Origin of the sequence: Polaribacter sp. SA4-12, from assembly GCF_002163675.1 — a bacterium.
In the GTDB taxonomy this organism is placed as follows: domain Bacteria; phylum Bacteroidota; class Bacteroidia; order Flavobacteriales; family Flavobacteriaceae; genus Polaribacter.
In genome coordinates, this window is the sequence record NZ_CP019334.1 from 2,235,934 (window position 1) to 2,254,649 (window position 18,716).

General features: G+C 29.7%; 18 protein-coding genes. 9 read left to right on the forward strand and 9 right to left on the reverse strand.

Translation table 11 applies throughout. From position 1 onward, the window contains the following. Nucleotides 1–4: 4 nt before the first annotated feature. Both BTO07_RS09700 and BTO07_RS09705 read left to right on the forward strand, forming a co-directional pair. The gene (locus BTO07_RS09700; protein ID WP_087521035.1) at nucleotides 5–3,697 is read left to right on the forward strand and encodes a metallophosphoesterase; all 3,693 of its coding nucleotides are present in this window, start codon (nucleotides 5–7) and stop codon (nucleotides 3,695–3,697) included. Between the two features lie 7 nt (nucleotides 3,698–3,704). Then, nucleotides 3,705–4,082 carry a DUF423 domain-containing protein gene (locus BTO07_RS09705; protein WP_087521036.1) on the forward strand — a complete coding sequence of 126 codons (378 nt, stop codon included), beginning with the start codon at nucleotides 3,705–3,707 and terminating at the stop codon, nucleotides 4,080–4,082. Here the strand turns inward: BTO07_RS09705 and BTO07_RS09710 are convergent. From BTO07_RS09710 to BTO07_RS09735, 6 genes are all read right to left on the reverse strand, one after another. After that, entirely contained in the window at nucleotides 4,079–4,927 is an 849-nt protein-coding gene (locus tag BTO07_RS09710; RefSeq protein ID WP_232457004.1) for a hypothetical protein, read from the reverse strand. The two genes, BTO07_RS09705 and BTO07_RS09710, sit on opposite strands and share 4 nt — an antisense overlap. Before the next feature lie 78 nt (nucleotides 4,928–5,005). Then, on the reverse strand, nucleotides 5,006–5,845 hold the full coding sequence (locus tag BTO07_RS09715; protein WP_087521037.1) for a TPM domain-containing protein: 840 nt from the start codon (nucleotides 5,843–5,845) through the stop codon (nucleotides 5,006–5,008). Then, nucleotides 5,842–6,282, reverse strand: coding sequence for a TPM domain-containing protein (locus tag BTO07_RS09720; RefSeq protein WP_087521038.1), 441 nt, complete (start codon nucleotides 6,280–6,282; stop codon nucleotides 5,842–5,844). Before BTO07_RS09720 ends, BTO07_RS09715 begins: the two co-directional genes overlap by 4 nt. A 5-nt stretch (nucleotides 6,283–6,287) precedes the next feature. After that, nucleotides 6,288–6,896 (reverse strand): LemA family protein, encoded by a 609-nt coding sequence (locus BTO07_RS09725; protein WP_087521039.1) that lies wholly within the window; start codon nucleotides 6,894–6,896, stop codon nucleotides 6,288–6,290. Nucleotides 6,897–7,001: 105 nt separating this feature from the next. Next, nucleotides 7,002–7,331 (reverse strand): MerR family transcriptional regulator, encoded by a 330-nt coding sequence (locus BTO07_RS09730; protein WP_087521040.1) that lies wholly within the window; start codon nucleotides 7,329–7,331, stop codon nucleotides 7,002–7,004. A gap of 94 nt (nucleotides 7,332–7,425) precedes the next feature. Beyond that, nucleotides 7,426–8,394 carry a M23 family metallopeptidase gene (locus BTO07_RS09735; protein ID WP_087521041.1) on the reverse strand — a complete coding sequence of 323 codons (969 nt, stop codon included), beginning with the start codon at nucleotides 8,392–8,394 and terminating at the stop codon, nucleotides 7,426–7,428. Nucleotides 8,395–8,553: 159 nt separating this feature from the next. On the opposite strand from BTO07_RS09735, the gene alaS reads away from it, so the two are divergent. Both alaS and BTO07_RS09745 read left to right on the forward strand, forming a co-directional pair. Further along, nucleotides 8,554–11,172, forward strand: a complete 2,619-nt coding sequence (alaS, locus tag BTO07_RS09740; protein WP_087521042.1) for an alanine--tRNA ligase — start codon at nucleotides 8,554–8,556, stop codon at nucleotides 11,170–11,172. Between the two features lie 71 nt (nucleotides 11,173–11,243). After that, a complete protein-coding gene (locus BTO07_RS09745) occupies nucleotides 11,244–12,191 on the forward strand; it encodes a GSCFA domain-containing protein (RefSeq protein ID WP_087521043.1) in 948 nt (315 codons plus the stop codon). Nucleotides 12,192–12,250: 59 nt separating this feature from the next. Here BTO07_RS09745 and BTO07_RS09750 read toward each other — a convergent pair whose 3' ends face one another. Then, nucleotides 12,251–12,694, reverse strand: a complete 444-nt coding sequence (locus BTO07_RS09750; RefSeq protein ID WP_087521044.1) for a hypothetical protein — start codon at nucleotides 12,692–12,694, stop codon at nucleotides 12,251–12,253. A gap of 182 nt (nucleotides 12,695–12,876) precedes the next feature. On the opposite strand from BTO07_RS09750, the gene BTO07_RS09755 reads away from it, so the two are divergent. Next, a complete protein-coding gene (locus BTO07_RS09755) occupies nucleotides 12,877–13,263 on the forward strand; it encodes a hypothetical protein (protein ID WP_087521045.1) in 387 nt (128 codons plus the stop codon). A 147-nt stretch (nucleotides 13,264–13,410) separates the two neighbouring features. Here the strand turns inward: BTO07_RS09755 and BTO07_RS09760 are convergent, their stop codons facing one another. Together BTO07_RS09760 and BTO07_RS09765 are read right to left on the reverse strand one after the other, a co-directional pair. Continuing rightward, nucleotides 13,411–13,728, reverse strand: a complete 318-nt coding sequence (locus tag BTO07_RS09760) for a rhodanese-like domain-containing protein (RefSeq protein ID WP_232457005.1) — start codon at nucleotides 13,726–13,728, stop codon at nucleotides 13,411–13,413. 9 nt (nucleotides 13,729–13,737) lie between these two features. Continuing rightward, nucleotides 13,738–15,483 (reverse strand): aromatic amino acid hydroxylase, encoded by a 1,746-nt coding sequence (locus BTO07_RS09765; protein WP_087521046.1) that lies wholly within the window; start codon nucleotides 15,481–15,483, stop codon nucleotides 13,738–13,740. A 156-nt stretch (nucleotides 15,484–15,639) separates the two neighbouring features. Between BTO07_RS09765 and BTO07_RS09770 the strand changes: the two genes are divergently transcribed. The 4 genes from BTO07_RS09770 to BTO07_RS09785 all read left to right on the forward strand — a co-directional run bounded on the left by BTO07_RS09770 (nucleotide 15,640) and on the right by BTO07_RS09785 (nucleotide 18,692). Further along, the gene (locus BTO07_RS09770) at nucleotides 15,640–15,915 is read left to right on the forward strand and encodes a hypothetical protein (protein WP_087521047.1); all 276 of its coding nucleotides are present in this window, start codon (nucleotides 15,640–15,642) and stop codon (nucleotides 15,913–15,915) included. A gap of 300 nt (nucleotides 15,916–16,215) precedes the next feature. Further along, entirely contained in the window at nucleotides 16,216–17,733 is a 1,518-nt protein-coding gene (gene gpmI, locus BTO07_RS09775) for a 2,3-bisphosphoglycerate-independent phosphoglycerate mutase (protein ID WP_087521048.1), read from the forward strand. A 15-nt stretch (nucleotides 17,734–17,748) separates the two neighbouring features. Continuing rightward, nucleotides 17,749–18,291 carry a thioredoxin family protein gene (locus BTO07_RS09780; protein WP_087521049.1) on the forward strand — a complete coding sequence of 181 codons (543 nt, stop codon included), beginning with the start codon at nucleotides 17,749–17,751 and terminating at the stop codon, nucleotides 18,289–18,291. Then, the gene (locus BTO07_RS09785; protein WP_087521050.1) at nucleotides 18,291–18,692 is read left to right on the forward strand and encodes a BT0820 family HAD-type phosphatase; all 402 of its coding nucleotides are present in this window, start codon (nucleotides 18,291–18,293) and stop codon (nucleotides 18,690–18,692) included. The genes BTO07_RS09780 and BTO07_RS09785 overlap by 1 nt, the downstream gene beginning before the upstream one ends. The last annotated feature ends 24 nt before the right edge of the window (nucleotides 18,693–18,716 follow it).

Genomic DNA, 18,716 nt, shown 5'->3' on the forward strand with positions numbered 1-18,716 from the left:
ATTTATGAGACCACTCAAATACACTCTATTTTCTTTACTCTTCTTATTGATTTCCGCTTGTGCAACAATAGAAATGCAGGTTGCAGAGAATCAACAAACCGTAATTAAAAAAGATAGTACTTTAATTGCTCATACTTTTTATTTAATTGGTGACGCCGGTAATTCTACATTAACTAAAAACTCACCCGCTTTAAACTATTTAAGAAAACATATTAAAGGAGCATCAAAAAAATCAACTTTACTTTTTTTAGGTGATAATGTTTATGAAACTGGAATTCCGAAAAAAAAATCTAAAAAATATCCTTTAGCAAAAAGAAGAATTGAAGCACAGACAGATGTTGCTAAATTATTTAATGGTAACTCAATATTTATACCTGGAAATCATGATTGGTATCATGGCTTAGATGGATTAAAAAGAGAAGAAAAATTAGTAGAAAAAGCGTTGGGTAAAAACTCATTTCTACCACAAAATGGTTGTCCTTTAGAGAAAGTAGATATCTCTAAAGACATTGTTTTAATTATTGTTGATACACATTGGTATTTAACAAATTGGGACAATCACCCAACCATGAATGATAATTGCGAAATAAAAACAAGAACAAAATTCTTTGACGAATTTGAAGGATTGATAAAAAAAGCAAGAGGAAAAACAACAATTGTTGCTCTACATCATCCGATGTTTACAAATGGTTCTCATGGAGGTCAATATTCTTTAAAAAGTCATATGAATCCTTTGCCTGTTTTAGGTTCTCTTAAAAATTTAATCCGAAAAACATCAGGACTTACAAATACCGACATCCAAAATAAAAAATACAACGAACTTAGAAAACGTATTATAACCTTATCTCAAGAAAATGATAAAACAATTTTTGTTTCTGGTCATGATCATAATTTACAATATATCGTTCAAGATAATCTCCCTCAAATAGTTAGTGGTTCTGGTTCAAAAACGACTCCGACTAAACGAACTGGTAATGCAAAATTCACTTATGGAAAACAAGGTTTTGCTAAATTAGAAGTTTATAAAGACGGTTCTTCAAACGTTCGTTTTTATACTGTAAAAGATGATAAAGTTGTTTATCAAACAGAAGTATTAAAAGCAGATGAAAAGAAAGGTTTTACCACTTTTCCTAAAAATAGAATTACTGAGAAAAAAGCATCCATTTATACTAAAGAAGAAATCACTAAAGGTAGTGTTTATCGTTTTTTATGGGGAGAACGTTATCGTAAATATTTTGGAACAGAAGTAAATGCACCAACTGTAGATTTAGATACACTTTTTGGAGGTTTAAAACCTGTTAGAAAAGGTGGTGGACATCAATCTAAATCGTTAAGACTTCGTGATAAAAAAGGCAGAGAATATGTGATGCGTGCTTTGCGTAAAAATGCGGTACAATATTTACAAGCGGTCGCTTTTAAAGATCAATATATTGAAGGACAATTTGATGATACCAAAACAGAAAACTTATTAAATGATGTTTTTACAGGCTCACACCCTTATGCACCTTTTACAATTGGTAAATTGTCTGATGCTATTGGCGTTTATCACACAAATCCTGTTTTATATTACATTCCAAAACAGAATAGTTTAGGTTATTTTAATGATGAATTTGGAGACGAATTATACATGATTGAAGAACGAGCAGCTTCTGGTCATGGAGATAAAGCTAGTTTTGGTTTTGCTGACAAAGTAATAAGTACAGATGATTTATTAAATAATTTAAATAAAAACGAAAATCATGTTTTAGACGAAAAAGCATACATAAAAGCACGATTATTCGACATGTTAATTGGTGATTGGGATAGACATGAAGATCAATGGAGATGGGCCGTTTTTAAGGAAGACAAACAAACCATTTACAGACCAATACCTAGAGATAGAGATCAAGCTTTTTCTATTTTTGGCGATGGAGCTTTATTAAATATTGCAACTAAAATAGTACCAACTTTACGTTTAATGCAATCTTATAGTGATGAACTAAAAAGTCCTAAATGGTTTAATTTAGAGCCTTATCCTTTAGACATGACATTAATTTCTACTGCAAGTAAAAAGGATTGGGATGCTCAAGTAAAGTTAATAACTACTAATATTACTGACGCAGTAATTGACGATGCTTTTACAAATTTCCCAGAAGAAGTAAAAGGCAAAACAATTTCTGAAATAAAAACAAAATTACAAGGAAGAAGAAGGAATTTACAGAAAATTTCTGATTCTTATTTTTACCATGTAAATAAATTTCAGGTAATAAGAGGTACACACAAAGATGATTGGTTTGATATTGAAAGATTACCAAATGGACATACAAAAATCACTGGATATCGCCTTAAAAAAGGAGAAAAAGAATCTATTTTTCATCAACGAACTTATAACAAATCTGAAACCAAAGAAATTTGGATTTATGGTTTAGATGATAAAGATACTTTTGTTGTAAAAGGTAATGATAATCAGGTGATAAAAGTTAGAATTATTGGCGGACAAAATAATGATTCTTATAATATAATAAATGGCAAGAAAGTAAAAATTTACGATTTTAAATCTAAGAAAAATACATTTGTAACAAATAAAGGAAGTAAGAAATTAACGGATGATTATGAAACAAATGTTTACGATTATAAGAAGTTAAAAAACAGTGAGCTGTTAATATCACCAACTATTGGTTTTAACCCTGATGATGGTGTAAGAATTGGACTTTCTAACGTATATACTGCTTATGGATTTGAAAGAAATCCATTTACTTCACAACACATTTTAAACGCTTCTTATTATTTTGCAACTAATGGTTTTTACCTTAATTATTCAGGTGAATTTGCTAACTTTTTTAAAAATTGGAATCTAGGTATAAATGCAACTTTTACGAGTCCTAATTTTGCAATAAACTACTTTGGATTAGGTAACAACTCTTTAAACCCAGCAGCTAATGAAGTAGAAGAAGAGGAATACAATAGAGTTCGAATAAAAGAAATTAGTGCTGGTACTTTTGTTCATTGGAAAGGAGATTTAGGAGCAAAAATTAAAATCGGTGTAAATTTTCAAAACTATAAAATAGAAAATACTACAGGAAGATTTATTAACTTAGAACTAAGTCCAACTGACCCTGTTTTTGAAGGTCAAAAATTTATAAATACAGAAGCTAGTTATCAATTTGAAAACACAGACAATCCTGTTTTTACAACAATGGGAATGAAAACTGAATTAAAATTAGGGTATACTTCAAACCTAAAAAACGATCATAATTTCGCTTATTTAATTCCTACTATTTCATTTGATCACAAATTATTTTCTAGTAAGAAATTAGTATTGGCAACAAAATTAAAAGGTCATTTTAATTTTGGAGATTCTTATGAGTTTTACCAAGCAGCAACTATTGGAGGTAACAGTAACGGTTTAAGAGGTTTTAGAAATCAACGTTTTACTGGTAAGAATTCATTTTATCAATCTACAGATCTTCGTTTACTTTTAAGTAAAGTAAAAACAAGTTTAGTCCCTTTAAATATTGGTATTTATGGTGGCTTTGATTATGGTAAAGTATGGGGAGAACAAAGTTTGACTGTAAATCCTTTTAGTTCAAAAAACTGGAATCATTCTTATGGTGGTGGCGTTTTCTTTAACGCTGCAAATATGTTAGGAGCGAATATTGCTGCATTTAACAGTAATGAAGGATTAAGAATAGCCGTTAGTTTAGGATTTAAATTTTAAAATAAAGATGAATACAATAGCATTAATTACAGGAGCAACTTTCGGATTAACAGCAGTGATTTTTGGTGCTTTTGGCGCTCATTTATTAAAGAAAAAACTAACCACAGAACAATTACAAAGTTTTGAAACTGGCGTAAAACACCAAATATATCATGCAATTGTTTTACTTCTTTTAGGTTTTCAATTGAATGATAATGCTACAATAAACAATTATATTATTTACGCTTTTATAGTAGGAACAATTCTCTTTTCCTTTTCTATCTATGGATTGGTTATTTCTTCAGCAAGAAATAAAAAGATAAGAATTTTAGGTCCAATTACTCCTTTGGGAGGTTTGTTCTTAATTATTGGTTGGGCTTTATTAATCTACAAGTTTGTAGTTTAATTTATTTTTAACTCATAAAAATTACCTCCAACACCATGTGCTTTTTCATCGGTAATCAATAATGTGTTATTAGTTTTAAAAGTAATTCCTTCTTTTTGAGAATTGTAGTTTAGAGGAATTCTTATTAGTTTTCCTGATAAAAAATCATCCTTTTTAAAATCAGAAAAAATTAAAACGGATGAAGGTGATAGCAATGCTACTTTACTTCCATCATTAGAAATATCTGCAGAAGTAATCCAACAATCCATTTCATCACAGTTATTAAATTCAGAAATAAATTCTGCTTTATGATTCCCTTTTGTAGCAGGAATTCTATATAAAGATGTTTTACCAAATTTATTTTTCACCCTACTTTTAGTAAAAATATAAAGTGAGTTATTGTAATAGAAGAAAGATTCTGAATCGAAAAAAAGTTGCTTTTTTTTAGGTGGAAAACTTGATTGATTTGGGTAATAAAACCTAATTTTTTCAACGGCAACTTTCTTAGAGCTTGATAAGTCTTTATGTTTTACCTTTAAAATAACAAGATTTTTTCTTCGGCTTTCGTTGTTACCAAAATCACCGATATAAAGATTTCCTTTTTCATCTGAAGTTAAATCTTCCCAATCGTTGTTTTTTGCTTTTATCCTAGTCTCTTTAACAATCTTACCTTTTTTAGAAACTCCGTAAATTTTAGTTTTATTCCCACCATCATTTAGCATCCAAATTAAGTTAGAATTCGAAACAACTTCAGTTCCAGAAACTTCTCTTAAATCGTTAGGTAAATCTGACAAAATAGTAAGTTCTCCAAAGTTCTGACAACCAACAAGAAGTAATAAACTGAATAAAAATGTGATCGTTTTCAAGAGTAGTTAAAATTTACGATTGTTATTTAAGAATATTTATTTCGTTTTGGAATAATGAAATTTTGAAAAAGTTAGGTTTTACCAACCTCCAGAAGCTCCACCTCCACCAAAACTTCCACCACCAAATCCGCCACCAAATCCTCCAGAAGAACCGCCAAATCCTCCACTTGATGAACCACCAAATCCGCCACCAAAACTTCCGCCACCTCTACCAGCGTTACTTAAAATAATGGTATCGAAAATAGTATCAGCAAGAGAACCTCTTCTAAAACGTTTACCTCCACTTCCGTTATTTTTATTTCCTCTAGAAATTAGAATAAAAACGACGATGATGATAATGATAAAAATGATGATTCCAGGATCAAATCCTTCAGCATCATTCTTACGTGTTCCTTGGAATTCTCCGTTTAAAGTTTTAAAAATATAGTCTGAACCTTTGTTTAAACCACTGTAATAATCTCCTTTTTTAAATTCTGGAATTATAACTCTTTCAATGATTCTTTTTGATTGAAAATCGGTTAGTAAATGTTCTGTTCCTTTACCTGCTTGTATGGTTATCTTCCTGTCATCTTTTGCCAACAACATTAAAACACCATTATCTTCTTTGGCTTGACCAATTCCCCACTTTTCTCCCCAATTCGCACCCAAATAGGCAATATTTTCACCTTCAGTAGATGAGATAATTGCAATAACAATTTGTGTAGAAGTACTATCTGAATAACGTACTAGTTTGCCTTCTAAATTAGATTTTTGGCTAGGAGTTAATAATCCTGTATAATCATAAACACTTGTTTGAAACTTAGGTTTATCAGGAATCTTATACCCTTGAGAAAAAAGACTTATTGAAAATAATAAAGCTACTAAAAACAATAACTTAGAATTAACTGAATACTGAGTACTAGAAACTAAATTTTTCATCCTTTAGAAATCTCATTAGAAAGTTCATCTTCATCATCAATTTGCCAAGGAAAGTGCTCTTGTAATTCTTCTCCTGCTTTTAAGATTCCATCAACAATTCCTTGTTTAAAGTTCCCTTGTTTAAAATGGTTTTGCATTACATCTTTGGTTGAATTCCAAAAATCTTCAGGAACTACTTTGTTTATTCCTTTATCACCATAAATTACAAATTTCTTGTCTTTTACAGCAACATAAATCAATACCGCATTTTCATCTTTGGTATTGTTCATTTTTAACAGATTGAATACTTCTAACGAACGCTCATCATGGTTCTTCTTTTCTGAGGAAGCTTCAATATGTACACGGATTTCGCCAGAAGTATTTTTCTCTGCAACTCTAATCGCAGAAATAATTTCTTGTTCTTCTTCTGGAGAAAGAAACGCTTCTACTTTAGACATTTTTCTTATTTTTTATTTTTAAAATCAAAATTTACATCAGGTGCATTCTCTGAACCAGCATTGGATTTAAAACGATCCATTTCATCAAAATTAAACATACCAGCTAAGAAAGATCCAGGAAATTTCTTTATCAATTTATTGTAAGTATTTACACCTCCATTAAAACGATCTCTAGCAACATTTATTCTGTTTTCTGTTCCTTCTAACTGACTTTGTAATTCTAAAAAGTTTGCGTTTGCTTTTAATTCTGGATAACGTTCTACAGAAACTAATAATTTAGAAAGCGCTCCACTCATTCCTGCTTGTGCTTGTTGAAATTGAGCCATTTTTTCTGGTGTTAAATCTCCAGCGTTAATGTTTACAGAAGTTGCTTTTGCTCTTGCATTAATTACATCTGTTAAAGTCTCTTTTTCAAAATCTGCAGCTCCTTGTACAGTTTTTACTAAGTTACCAATTAAATCGTTTCTTCTTTGGTAAGAACTTTCTACATTAGACCAAGCTGTTTTAGCATCTTCTTGATATTCTACTGCTGTATTATTAAAACCTACTGCCCAACTATAAACTGAATATCCGATTACTAATATTACTATTACAGGAATTAACCATTTTTTCATAATTTCTAAATTTAATTTTTGTTGATTTTTTGTTTTACAATATTACCTAATATTCTTAAGAATCTAAAGCCCATTGCAATTATTAGACACAAAAAGAAGAAAAAGTTACAATTGATTTTTAATTTGAATCAATTCTGCTTTTACAGCTTCTAGTCTACTAATAATTTCTTGATTGTCAAAAATAGATTCAGGGTTTTTCTTCAATTTCTGTTTTGCGCCTTCTAATGTAAATCCTCTTTCTTTAACTAAATTAAAGATTAATTTGAAGTTTTTAATATCTTCTTGAGTAAATAAACGATTTCCTTTCGCGTTCTTTTTAGGCTTAATAATATCAAATTCTTTTTCCCAAAAACGAACTAAAGAAGTATTTACATTAAAAGCACTAGCTACTTCACCTATTTTATAATACCTTTTTTCTGGTAAATCTACATGCATTTATTATTGTGTAATTGTTTAACTATGTATAAGTGTAATTCTTAAATTATGTTTTCATTTTAAACAGTTAAACGATTTAACAATTACACGATTTTTAGTCGTAAGACTGACCTTCTTCTTCCGCTGCTTTTTGCATTGCAGCAAACTCTTCTGGAGTTAAATCTCCGTAATAAAAATTAATAGGGTTTAAAGCTCTATCATTCTTGTGAACCTCATAATGTAAATGTGCGGAAACAGAACGCCCAGTATTACCAACAAAACCGATTAAATCTCCACGTTTTACACTTTGCCCTTTTCTGGCTTTAATTTTACTCATGTGTGCATAAATAGTTTTATACCCATAACCATGATCTATATAAACAACATTACCAAAAGTAGCACTTCTTTGCGCTCTAATTACTTTTCCATTACCAGAAGCAAAAATTGGTGTTCCTGTTGGTGCTGTAAAATCCATTCCTTTATGAAACTTTCTAATTTTCAAAATTGGATGCATTCTCCATTTATAACCAGAAGCCATTCTTGTTAAATCTTTTATTTTAACAGGTAAAATTGCTGGTATTGAAGCCAACATTTTCTCTTTTTCTTTTGCTAAAACTACAATTTCATCCAAAGATTTAGACTGAACCACCAATTGCTTAGAAAGTACATCTACCTCTTTCGTTAACTTTGTTATCATGGTTGAATTATCGAAACCATCTAAATATTTATATCTATTTACACCACCAAAACCAGCTTTTCTTTGCTCATCAGGAATTGGATTTGCTTCAAAATAAGTTCTATAAATAGTATTATCTCTTTGTTGAAGTTGTGTTAAGATGGACGAACTTTCTTCCATTCTTTTAGAAAGTAACTCGTAATGCAAGTTTAAGTTTTCTAGCTCTCTTTTTTGCGCTCGCTCATTAGGAGACATTATAAATTGACTAAAAACAATAAAACCTATGAAAGCAATTAAGAATGCTGCTAAAACTCCGAAAACACTTTTCTTATAGTAATCACCCTTCTTTACAGTAATTTTCCTGTAAGAAAGCGTGTCTGCATCGTAATAATATTTTACTTTTGCCATAATTCTAAATGTACTATTTTTGTGTTTTAAAAATCGATTTTTGTTTCAATCTCATTTTTAATAACTCGCTAATTTACAAAATGTTTTACAACTACTTTTTTAAGGTAGTAATTTTAAAAAAATATTAACATAATCCAACTTGTTGGAAACTTCTTTATTATGAAATCACAAGATATTCGCGCTACTTTTTTAAATTTTTATAAAGAAAAAGGACATTTAATTGTTCCTTCTGCTCCAATGGTAACAAAGGATGACCCAACGTTAATGTTTGTAAACGCAGGAATGGTTCCTTTTAAAGAATATTTTTTAGGAAACGGTAAACCAAATAATAACAGAATATCAGATTCTCAAAAATGTTTGCGTGTTTCTGGTAAACATAACGATTTAGAAGAAGTTGGTTATGACACCTATCATCATACATTATTTGAAATGTTAGGAAACTGGTCTTTCGGCGATTACTTTAAGAAAGAAGCAATTTCTTGGGCTTGGGAGCTATTAACTGAAGTTTATAAGATTGATAAAGATATTTTATATGTAACTGTTTTTGAAGGATCTGATGATGCTGATAATTTAGATATGGATACAGAAGCTTCTGATATTTGGAAACAATATATTTCTGAAGACCGTATTTTAAAAGGAAATAAGAAAGATAATTTCTGGGAAATGGGTGAACAAGGACCCTGTGGACCTTGCTCTGAAATTCATGTTGATATTCGTTCTGCAGAAGAAAAAGCGAAAGTTGATGGAAGAACTTTAATTAATGAAGATCATCCTCATGTTGTAGAAATATGGAACTTAGTTTTTATGCAATACAATAGAAAAGCAAATGGAACTTTAGAAGATTTACCAAACAAACATATTGATACAGGAATGGGTTTTGAGCGTTTATGTATGGTTATGCAAAACGTAAAATCTAATTATGATACAGATGTTTTTACACCTATAATTAGAGAAATTGAAACAATTACCCATGTAAAATATGGTGAAAATTTAGAACAAGATATTGCAATTCGTGTAATTTCTGATCACGTTAGAGCAGTTGCTTTTTCTATTGCAGACGGACAATTACCAAGCAATACTGGTGCTGGTTATGTAATTAGAAGAATATTAAGAAGGGCTGTTCGTTATGGTTTTACGTTCTTAAACAAAAAAGAACCTTTTATTTATAGATTGGTTGATGTTTTAAGTAAAAAAATGGGCGTTGCTTTTCCTGAATTAAAAGCTCAAAGTCAATTAATAGAAAATGTTATAAAGGAAGAAGAAACTTCTTTCTTAAGAACTTTAGACCAAGGTTTATTATTATTAGATAGAATTATAGAAAACACTTCTGGTAATGAAGTTTCTGGTGATAAAGCTTTTGAATTATATGACACATATGGTTTTCCTATCGATTTAACATCTTTAATTCTTTCTGAAAAAGGATTAAATTTAGATGAAAAAGGATTTGAAACTGAACTTCAAAAACAAAAAAAGAGATCTAGAGCTGCAAGTGAAATGTCTACCGAAGATTGGACTATTTTAACTGATGACGCAATAGAAGAATTTATAGGTTATGATTCTTTAGAAGCAAATGTAAAAATTACTCGATACAGAAAAGTTACTTCTAAAAAAGATGGAGAAATGTATCAACTAGTTTTTAATTTAACTCCTTTTTACCCAGAAGGTGGAGGACAAGTTGGAGACAAAGGGTATCTAGAAACAACTCAAGGAGACGTTCTTTATATATTAGACACTAAGAAAGAGAATAATGTTATTATTCACTTTACTAAAAATATGCCTAAATATATTAACGAAACATTTAAAGCTTTAGTTGACAAAAAACAACGTTCTAGAACAGAATGTAATCATACAGCAACACATTTATTACACCAAGCTTTAAGAGAAGTTTTAGGAACTCATGTAGAACAAAAAGGGTCTGCTGTTCATTCTAAATATTTACGTTTTGATTTTTCACATTTCTCTAAATTAACTGTGGATGAATTACGTGAAATAGAAAACTTTGTAAATAGAAGAATTGAGGGTAAAATTGCCTTAGAAGAAAGTAGAAATATCCCGATGGAAAAAGCAATTTCCGATGGTGCAATGGCTTTATTTGGAGAAAAATATGGAGATACTGTAAGAGCTATAAAATTTGGAAAATCTATTGAACTTTGTGGAGGAACACATGTAAAAAACACAAGTGATATTTGGCATTTTAAAATTAAGTCTGAAGGAGCTGTAGCATCTGGAATTAGAAGAATTGAAGCAATTACAAATGATGCTGTAAAAGATTTTTATTTCGAAAACAACAGGTCTTTATTTGAAATTAAAGATTTACTAAATAACACAAAAGAGCCTGTAAAAGCAGTTCAGAAGTTACAAGATGAAAACGCTTCTTTACAGAAACAAATTGAGCAATTATTAAAAGATAAAGCTCAGAATTTAACTGGAGAATTAAAAAATCAATTGCAAGAAATAAACGGCGTTCAATTTTTAGCTACAAAAATAGATTTAGACGCAAACGGAATTAAAAACCTAGCTTTTTCAATCGGTAAAGAACATAAAAACTTATTCTTATTATTTGCGACTGCTCCTTCAAAAGAAAAAGCAATGTTAACTTGTTATATTTCTAAAGAATTAGCAAACGAACGTGGTTATGATGCAGGAAAAGTAGTAAGAGAACTAGGAAAACTGATTCACGGTGGTGGTGGTGGACAAAATTTCTTTGCAACTGCTGGAGGAAAAAACCCTGGAGGAATTCCTAAAGCTTTAGATAGAGCTAAGGATTATTTGGTATAAAAGCAATTAGAAAACTCATCAAAAAAGGTTCAAAATTTTATTTTGAACCTTTTTTATTTTACTTTTATAAAATGCAGCTTCAGACAATAATTCCCTTAAAAAAAGAAATAAGAAACCCAATAGATTACAATTCTAAGCTTCTTTTGTTAGGCTCATGTTTTTCTGAAAATATTGGTGATAAACTAAATTATTTTAAGTTTCAAACCAATCAAAATCCATTTGGAATTTTATTTCATCCAAAGGCAATAGAGAACCTTATTACTAATGCTATCAATGAAAAAGAATATGTATCTGAAGATTTAATATTCCAAAATGAACGCTGGCATTGTTTTGATGCGCATTCTCATTTAAGTTCTCCTAATAAAAACGAGCTTTTAGATAATTTAAATTCAGCGATATCAGCTACCAATAAACAACTAAAAGAAGCAACCCATATTATAATTACATTAGGGACTTCTTGGGTGTATCGTTTTATTGAAACAGACACAGTTGTTGCTAATTGCCATAAAATTCCACAGAAAAAATTCTTAAAAGAGTTGCTTTCTGTTGATGAAATTATTGAAAGTTTAGAAGCTACTATTGCACTTTTAAAATATGTAAACAAAGACGTAAATGTACTTTTTACAGTTTCTCCAATAAGACATTTAAAAGATGGCTTTTTAGAAAACACACAAAGTAAATCACATTTAATTACAGCAATTCATTCAATTCTTAATACAGATGATGTCTCTTATTTTCCTTCTTATGAAATTATGATGGATGAATTACGAGATTATCGTTTTTATGCAGAAGATATGGTTCATCCGAACAAAACTGCCATAAATTACATTTGGGAGCGATTTATTGAAATTTGGATTTCTGAAAACTCAAAACCAACAATGCAAGAGGTAGAAACGATTCAGAAAGGAATTTCTCACAGACCTTTTAACGAAAATTCTGAGCAACATCAGAAATTTTTAAAGAACTTAGACTCAAAAATCAGTAAAATCCAATCTAAATTACCTTTCATAAAATTTTAATAAAAAAAGCTTGCAGATATAGTAACAACAAGCTTTCTTATTTTTTTTATAATTCAGTTTTAAAAAAGACCAACTCTTACCCTTGGTAATCCAACTCTTACATCCGTTTTTATACTGCTTCTTGGTTTTGGCTGTCTTCTGTACTCATATGTATAATAAAACCTTGCATGATTATGGTAATAATAACCATGATCACAATGGTTATTACAATGGTTTTGATGTTCTGAATATGCATCTTTTTTTCCTTGCATATAAGATTTATGAGCTTCCTTATCTTTTCTTTTTAATTCTTTTTCATAAGTTTTTTGCTCTTTCCAAAATTTCTTTTCGTCTTTTTTAGTTTCCGCAGAATATTGTTGTTCAAACTTAGCGTCTTCTTTAGCTCTTTTTTCATAATATGAAGATTTAGATTTTTTAGAAACTTCGTCTTTTTTTTCTTGTGCATTTATAATTCCTAAAGTAGAAATAGCGATTATAGTTAATACGATTTTTATTGTTTTCATAATTTTATAAATTTAAATTCTAATAATATACTATGGTGATTCTATTAGTTAAACAACTAAGATTTACTTTACCCTACTTTTAATTTAAAAAAAATGAGAACGATTTAAAAGCTCAAAAAAAGAAATTTAATTTAGTTTAAATAATTTATGTATTTTTATAGCTTATAATTCTCTTTATAAAAATGATTCGAAAAATAATAATTGGTATCCTTTCTGGAGTTTTGATTGGCTTATTTATAACTTCAATTTTTTCTTCTAAGGAAACTACTATCCTAGAATTATTTCTAACAAAAATTACAGCAACATCTATTATTACAGGTGTTTTTTGCGGGATATTTTATCACTTATCAAAATCTAAACTAAAAGTATTTCTTGTTTCTATAGTTATAGGAATGATTACTTTTTATGTGAAATACCTTATAACAGGTCACCATTTCGACCCAATTACAATGGGTGCATTTGTTGGTGCAATGCTTGGTGGAACATTTGCAGTTGTAAGAAAAATAACACATTCATTAAAAGTATATAATCGACTTCAAAGACATCGAAAAAAAGGTTTTACTAATTAAGGTTTACGCCTTATTATTTTAACAAATTTGATGGTGGAATTAAAGTTTATATCAAAAAAAATAGAATCACAACAACTGTTATGGTTCTATTTTTTTTGATAGTAGACTAAAAACAATAAACGATTTTAACCGTTTATTTAAAATTCATTATTTGTTAGAAACGTATTGATCTACATTCCCCCAAGGACCGCCATTAATAACATCTACACCATTATTTGCTAAAAATTGAGTTGCCTGACCACTTCTAGCCCCGCTTCTACAAACCGCAATAATAGGTTTTTTCCAAGATTTTATTTTCTCTATTTCTAAAGGAATTACTGTTAAAACAATGTGTTCTGCTCCTTCTGTATGCCCTTCATCCCACTCTTGCTTAGTTCTTACATCTAAGACAATTGCTCCTTTTGCTAAATATTCTTTAATTTCTTCGCCCATATTTTTTCTTCTAAATAAGTTAAATAAACCCATACTATATTATTAATTTTTGCACAAAACTAAACCATTTTCAATTAGCTTTGTGTAGCTTTTGTTACACTTTAACGCTGTTAGTCTTTCTAAAATTGCAACTTTTATAGCATAATTATTTTGCAAAGCTAATTCATATAATTCTAAACACAATAACCAATCTGCTTGAAATTCACTTTTTAACTGATTAAATATTTCTGTTATTTTTTTATTTGTTGAAGATTTTTCTTCTCGCATTCGTCTAACATCAGCATATAATTGATACAATTCTTGCTCTTTAGCCGAATATGTAATCTTATGAGTTTTTGTTTCTGAAACTTTACTTAAATCTAAAAAAGAATCAACATCCGCAGGACCAGAATACACTGAAATAACTTCTTTACCAATTGCCATGTCATAGATTCCCCATTCTGGTTTAAACAAAATTTCATCATTATAAGTCACCGTACAATCCTCTAAAGAAATAATTAAAATTTTCCCTCTTAAATCTCTAGTTCCGGTAATTGCCTTCCCTTTTACAATAACGCCACTTTCAAATTCTAAAGTCATGAATTCACCTTCGTAAATTCCGTAAGCTCTTAAATCTCTAGGACTCATATCTTCTATATGTAAATTAATTCCTTTTAATTTACCAACAGGACTTCCAAAACCACTTGCATGACTTGTAATTCCGTGTCCTATTAATTCTTTATCTCTATTAGACAAAGCAGTTGCACCTACAGTTTGTAGATAAGCAACTTTATTATTTTTATAATGAATGACTTTAGAAAAAACACCCGAAATCTGAATTCCGGTTGATAATTCTACCGTTCCTAAACTTTCTGAATCAATTAATTTCTGAACGCCTTTTAAACCACCGGTTCTTAAAGCCATTGTATTTCCAAATTCATTTAAAACCAAACTTAAATATGCAAAATCTGGAGTTACAAATAATTGTGGTTGAGGCTTCGTGATATCAAAACTAACATTTGCAGCTTCTATAGAATAAGGTACCTTTTTTACTTCATCTTTCATGCACCAAGCACTTTCTCCTATTGATGAGAGCAAACCTGCTCCATATATTTTAGGCTTTTCTAAAGAACCAATCAATCCATATTCTACGGTCCACCAATGTAAATTTCTAATTTGAGCCATTTCAGACAATTCACCCATATTATTTTGAAGATATTCTACTTTTTCTTGAGCTTCGTTTATTGCTGTTTCTGATGAATTCGGGTCTTCTTTTAAGATTGATAAAAGCCGAATTGCCTCATACATTTCATAATCTTTAGAAGAAGAAATTGCTTTACTACCTATTTCTCCGAATCTTCTTAAATACTCTGCATATTCAGGATTTGAAATAATTGGCGCATGACCTGCAGCTTCATGAATAATATCTGGCGCTGGTGTATATTCTATATGATTAATCGTCCTCATATCTGAAGCGATTACCAAAACATTATATGCTTGAAACTCCATAAAAGCATTCGGAGGAATAAAGCCATCTACAGAAACAGCTGCCCAACCTATTTCTTTTAAAATTCTATTCATTCCATCCATGTAAGGAATATTTTCAATAGAAACACCTGTTTTTTCTAAGCCTTTCATGTATGATTTATGAGCTACTTTACTCAAATAATCTACATTCATTCTCATTACATATCTCCAAACCGCCTGATTTTGGGCTGTATATTCTTCATAAGGTTGTTTTACAATAAACTTGTGTAAATGTTTGGGTAATTTCTTGGTAACTTCGTTCAATTCAAAATGTAGGCTCATTAAAAAAATATTGAATTATTCTCACAAAATTACATATTAAAATATTAATATCACAATTAAAGATGCATTAAACTTTTTTTTATACAATTACCGTAAAAATATATGTAACATTTTATGCTTTTCCGCTACTTATAAATAAAGGTAAAATTATTAACTATGGCAGGAGAGGGATTTGTAGCACACATGATTGCAAGTTTAAAAGCGAACAAAAGATCGCGTGTTTCTACTTTTGATAAAATTAAAAATTATAAAAAAAGTAAAAAATCTGAACTCCATTTTGATAATAAAGCAAGTCCATCCGAATTAAAAAAAATAAAAGAAAAACTTATAGAAGAAAATGAAATTACATTTAAACGAAAAGTAGCCATCTTAATACTATTAATTGCAGCTATTTTAATTGGTTTAAATTACATGGGATATTCTTTATCATAAAAAAACAGACTACCTAAAAGATAGTCTGTTTCGCTTTAGATTAATTAATTCAAATAATAATACTAAAGTACTTCATTAAAAATCTTCTCTTAACTGTCCTTTTAATGTTTATATATAGAAGACGCTTAAAAAAAGAAAACGTTTCACTTATAAACCACAATCAACACGCTTTTAACAAGAAGGTTAAATTTGTTTAGAATTAAACGAATTATTCAAATAAGAAAATACGCTATCGGTTTCGTTAAAAAAACAAAAGCAAGACAAAAATATTTCTTATTTTTACTGTTCAATTTTAAGATAATGAACAAGAAAGTTATATTGATGATTTTGGATGGTTGGGGAATAACACAAGACCCAAAAGTATCCGCTATTTACAACGCAAAGACACCTTTTATTAATGGTTTATACAATAAATATCCAAACGCTCAATTAAGGACAGATGGAGAACATGTTGGCTTACCAGAAGGACAAATGGGTAATTCTGAAGTTGGCCACATGAATTTAGGTGCTGGTAGAATAGTTTATCAGAATTTAGCTCGTATAAATAAAGCTGTAAAAGAAAAAACTTTAGGGAAAGAAAAAACCTTATTAGACACTTTTAAATACGCAAAAGAAAACAACAAAGATGTTCATTTATTAGGATTACTTTCTAATGGAGGAATTCACGCACATATTGATCACTTAAAAGGATTGTTAGATGTTGCAAAAGAAAATGAAGTAGATAATGTGTTTTTACACGCATTTACAGATGGTAGAGATTGTGATCCAAAATCTGGAACTTACTTTATTAACGACATTCAAGAATATATGAAAGAAAGTACAGGAGAATTAGCTTCTGTAACTGGGCGTTATTATGCAATGGATAGAGATAATAGATGGGAACGTGTAAAGGAAGCTTATGATGGTCTTGTTAATGGAGTTGGTACTAAAACTACTGATGCTATTGCTGCAATGAATAAAAATTATGAAGACGGAATTACAGATGAGTTTCATAAATCTATCATTGTAACTAATGAAGATGGATCTCCAAAATCACAAATTAAAGAAGGAGATGTTGTCTTATTCTTTAACTACAGAACAGATAGAGGTAGAGAATTGACAAACGCTTTATCTCAAAATGATTTTCCAGAATTTGGAATGAAAAAATTAGATCTTTATTACACAACCATCACTTTATACGATGCAAGTTTTAAAGGAATAAACACTATTTATAACACCGATAATATTAAAAATACTTTAGGTGAAGTTTTATCTAAAGCAGGTAAAAAGCAAATTAGAATTGCTGAAACTGAAAAATATCCTCACGTAACATTCTTCTTTTCTGGAGGACAAGAAGCTCCTTTTGAAGGTGAATCTAGAATTTTAAAGAACTCACCAAAAGTAGCGACTTACGATTTACAACCAGAAATGTCTGCTTATGAATTAAAAGATGCTTTATGTGAAGATTTAAAGAAAGGTGAAGCAGATTTTGTTTGCTTAAACTTTGCTAACGGAGATATGGTTGGGCATACAGGTATGATGGATGCTGCAATAAAAGCTTGTGAAGCTGTAGATATTTGTGCAAAAGAAGTTATAGAAACTGGTTTAGAAAATGGTTATTCTATCTTATTAATTGCAGATCATGGTAACTGTGAAACTATGATGAATCCTGATGGATCTCCTCATACAGCTCACACAACAAATCCTGTACCTTTTATCTTAATTGATGAAGAAATAAAATCAATAAACAGTGGTGTATTAGGTGATATTGCTCCGACAATTTTAGATTTAATGGGAGTAGAACAACCTAAAGAAATGACACAGCATTCTTTATTATAATTTAAATATAAAAAAATGAAAAAACTTGTTTTATTAGTTTGTATAATCGTTTTATCTTGTTGCAGCACGCAACAAAAAGTAGTTGAGGCTAAAGAAGCAACTGCAGTAAAAAACCAAAGAGGAGATTTAGTTGGCTTTGCTAACAAAGAGTCTTTTCAACAAACTCCTTATAATACATGGTTTACTCAAAAATTTGATACATATAAACCAGATCCTTCAACAATTGCTTCCTTAAAAAAAGGGTTAAAAGGGATTAAAATTAAAGGTTTTATGGGTACTTGGTGTGGAGATAGCAAAAGAGAAACTCCTCGTTTTTATAAAATTTTAGAACAAGCAGAATTTAATTTAAATAACTTCGAATTAATAACGGTTAACAGAGGTAAAAAAACTCCTGATAATTTACAAGAAGGTTTAGACATAAAAAGAGTTCCAACTTTTATCTTTTATAAAGATGGAAAAGAAATTGGACGATATGTTGAATATGCTCGTGAATCTTTAGAGAAAGACATGCTGAAAATTGTTACAGGAGAAGCTTATAAACATTCTTACGACAAATAATGATACCTAGTAATCCATTAATTATTGCTGTAGATTTTGACGGTACTATTGTAGAAGATGCATATCCAAAAATTGGGAAACCAATAATATTTGCCTTTGATACATTAAAAAGACTACAATCTGAAGGACACCGATTAATTCTTTGGACATATAGAAATGGAAAAAAACTAGATGAAGCTGTTGCTTTTTGTAAAGAAAATAATATTGAATTTTACGCTATAAACAAAAACTTCCCTGAGGAAGATTATGATGAAAAATACAGCCGTAAAATTCATGCAGACTTATTTATAGACGATAGAAATGTTGGTGGTTTTTTAGGATGGACTGCAATCTATAAATCGATCTTTAATCACGATCCAACACCAAAAAAGAAAAAAGGTTTTTTCTCTTTTTTCAAATAAGAAACGTCCTTACTAGTAATAGAA

Coding starts and splice junctions, on each gene's coding strand:
- alaS (WP_087521042.1), top strand. CDS start 8,554: ATGAAATCACAAGATATTCGCGCTACTTTTTTAAATTTTTATAAAGAA.
- BTO07_RS09755 (WP_087521045.1), top strand. CDS start 12,877: ATGATTCGAAAAATAATAATTGGTATCCTTTCTGGAGTTTTGATTGGC.
- BTO07_RS09745 (WP_087521043.1), top strand. CDS start 11,244: ATGCAGCTTCAGACAATAATTCCCTTAAAAAAAGAAATAAGAAACCCA.
- BTO07_RS09785 (WP_087521050.1), top strand. CDS start 18,291: ATGATACCTAGTAATCCATTAATTATTGCTGTAGATTTTGACGGTACT.
- BTO07_RS09765 (WP_087521046.1), bottom strand. CDS start 15,483: ATGAGCCTACATTTTGAATTGAACGAAGTTACCAAGAAATTACCCAAA.
- gpmI (WP_087521048.1), top strand. CDS start 16,216: ATGAACAAGAAAGTTATATTGATGATTTTGGATGGTTGGGGAATAACA.
- BTO07_RS09720 (WP_087521038.1), bottom strand. CDS start 6,282: ATGTCTAAAGTAGAAGCGTTTCTTTCTCCAGAAGAAGAACAAGAAATT.
- BTO07_RS09700 (WP_087521035.1), top strand. CDS start 5: ATGAGACCACTCAAATACACTCTATTTTCTTTACTCTTCTTATTGATT.
- BTO07_RS09705 (WP_087521036.1), top strand. CDS start 3,705: ATGAATACAATAGCATTAATTACAGGAGCAACTTTCGGATTAACAGCA.
- BTO07_RS09750 (WP_087521044.1), bottom strand. CDS start 12,694: ATGAAAACAATAAAAATCGTATTAACTATAATCGCTATTTCTACTTTA.
- BTO07_RS09730 (WP_087521040.1), bottom strand. CDS start 7,331: ATGCATGTAGATTTACCAGAAAAAAGGTATTATAAAATAGGTGAAGTA.
- BTO07_RS09735 (WP_087521041.1), bottom strand. CDS start 8,394: ATGGCAAAAGTAAAATATTATTACGATGCAGACACGCTTTCTTACAGG.
- BTO07_RS09780 (WP_087521049.1), top strand. CDS start 17,749: ATGAAAAAACTTGTTTTATTAGTTTGTATAATCGTTTTATCTTGTTGC.
- BTO07_RS09725 (WP_087521039.1), bottom strand. CDS start 6,896: ATGAAAAAATGGTTAATTCCTGTAATAGTAATATTAGTAATCGGATAT.
- BTO07_RS09770 (WP_087521047.1), top strand. CDS start 15,640: ATGGCAGGAGAGGGATTTGTAGCACACATGATTGCAAGTTTAAAAGCG.
- BTO07_RS09760 (WP_232457005.1), bottom strand. CDS start 13,728: ATGGGTTTATTTAACTTATTTAGAAGAAAAAATATGGGCGAAGAAATT.
- BTO07_RS09715 (WP_087521037.1), bottom strand. CDS start 5,845: ATGAAAAATTTAGTTTCTAGTACTCAGTATTCAGTTAATTCTAAGTTA.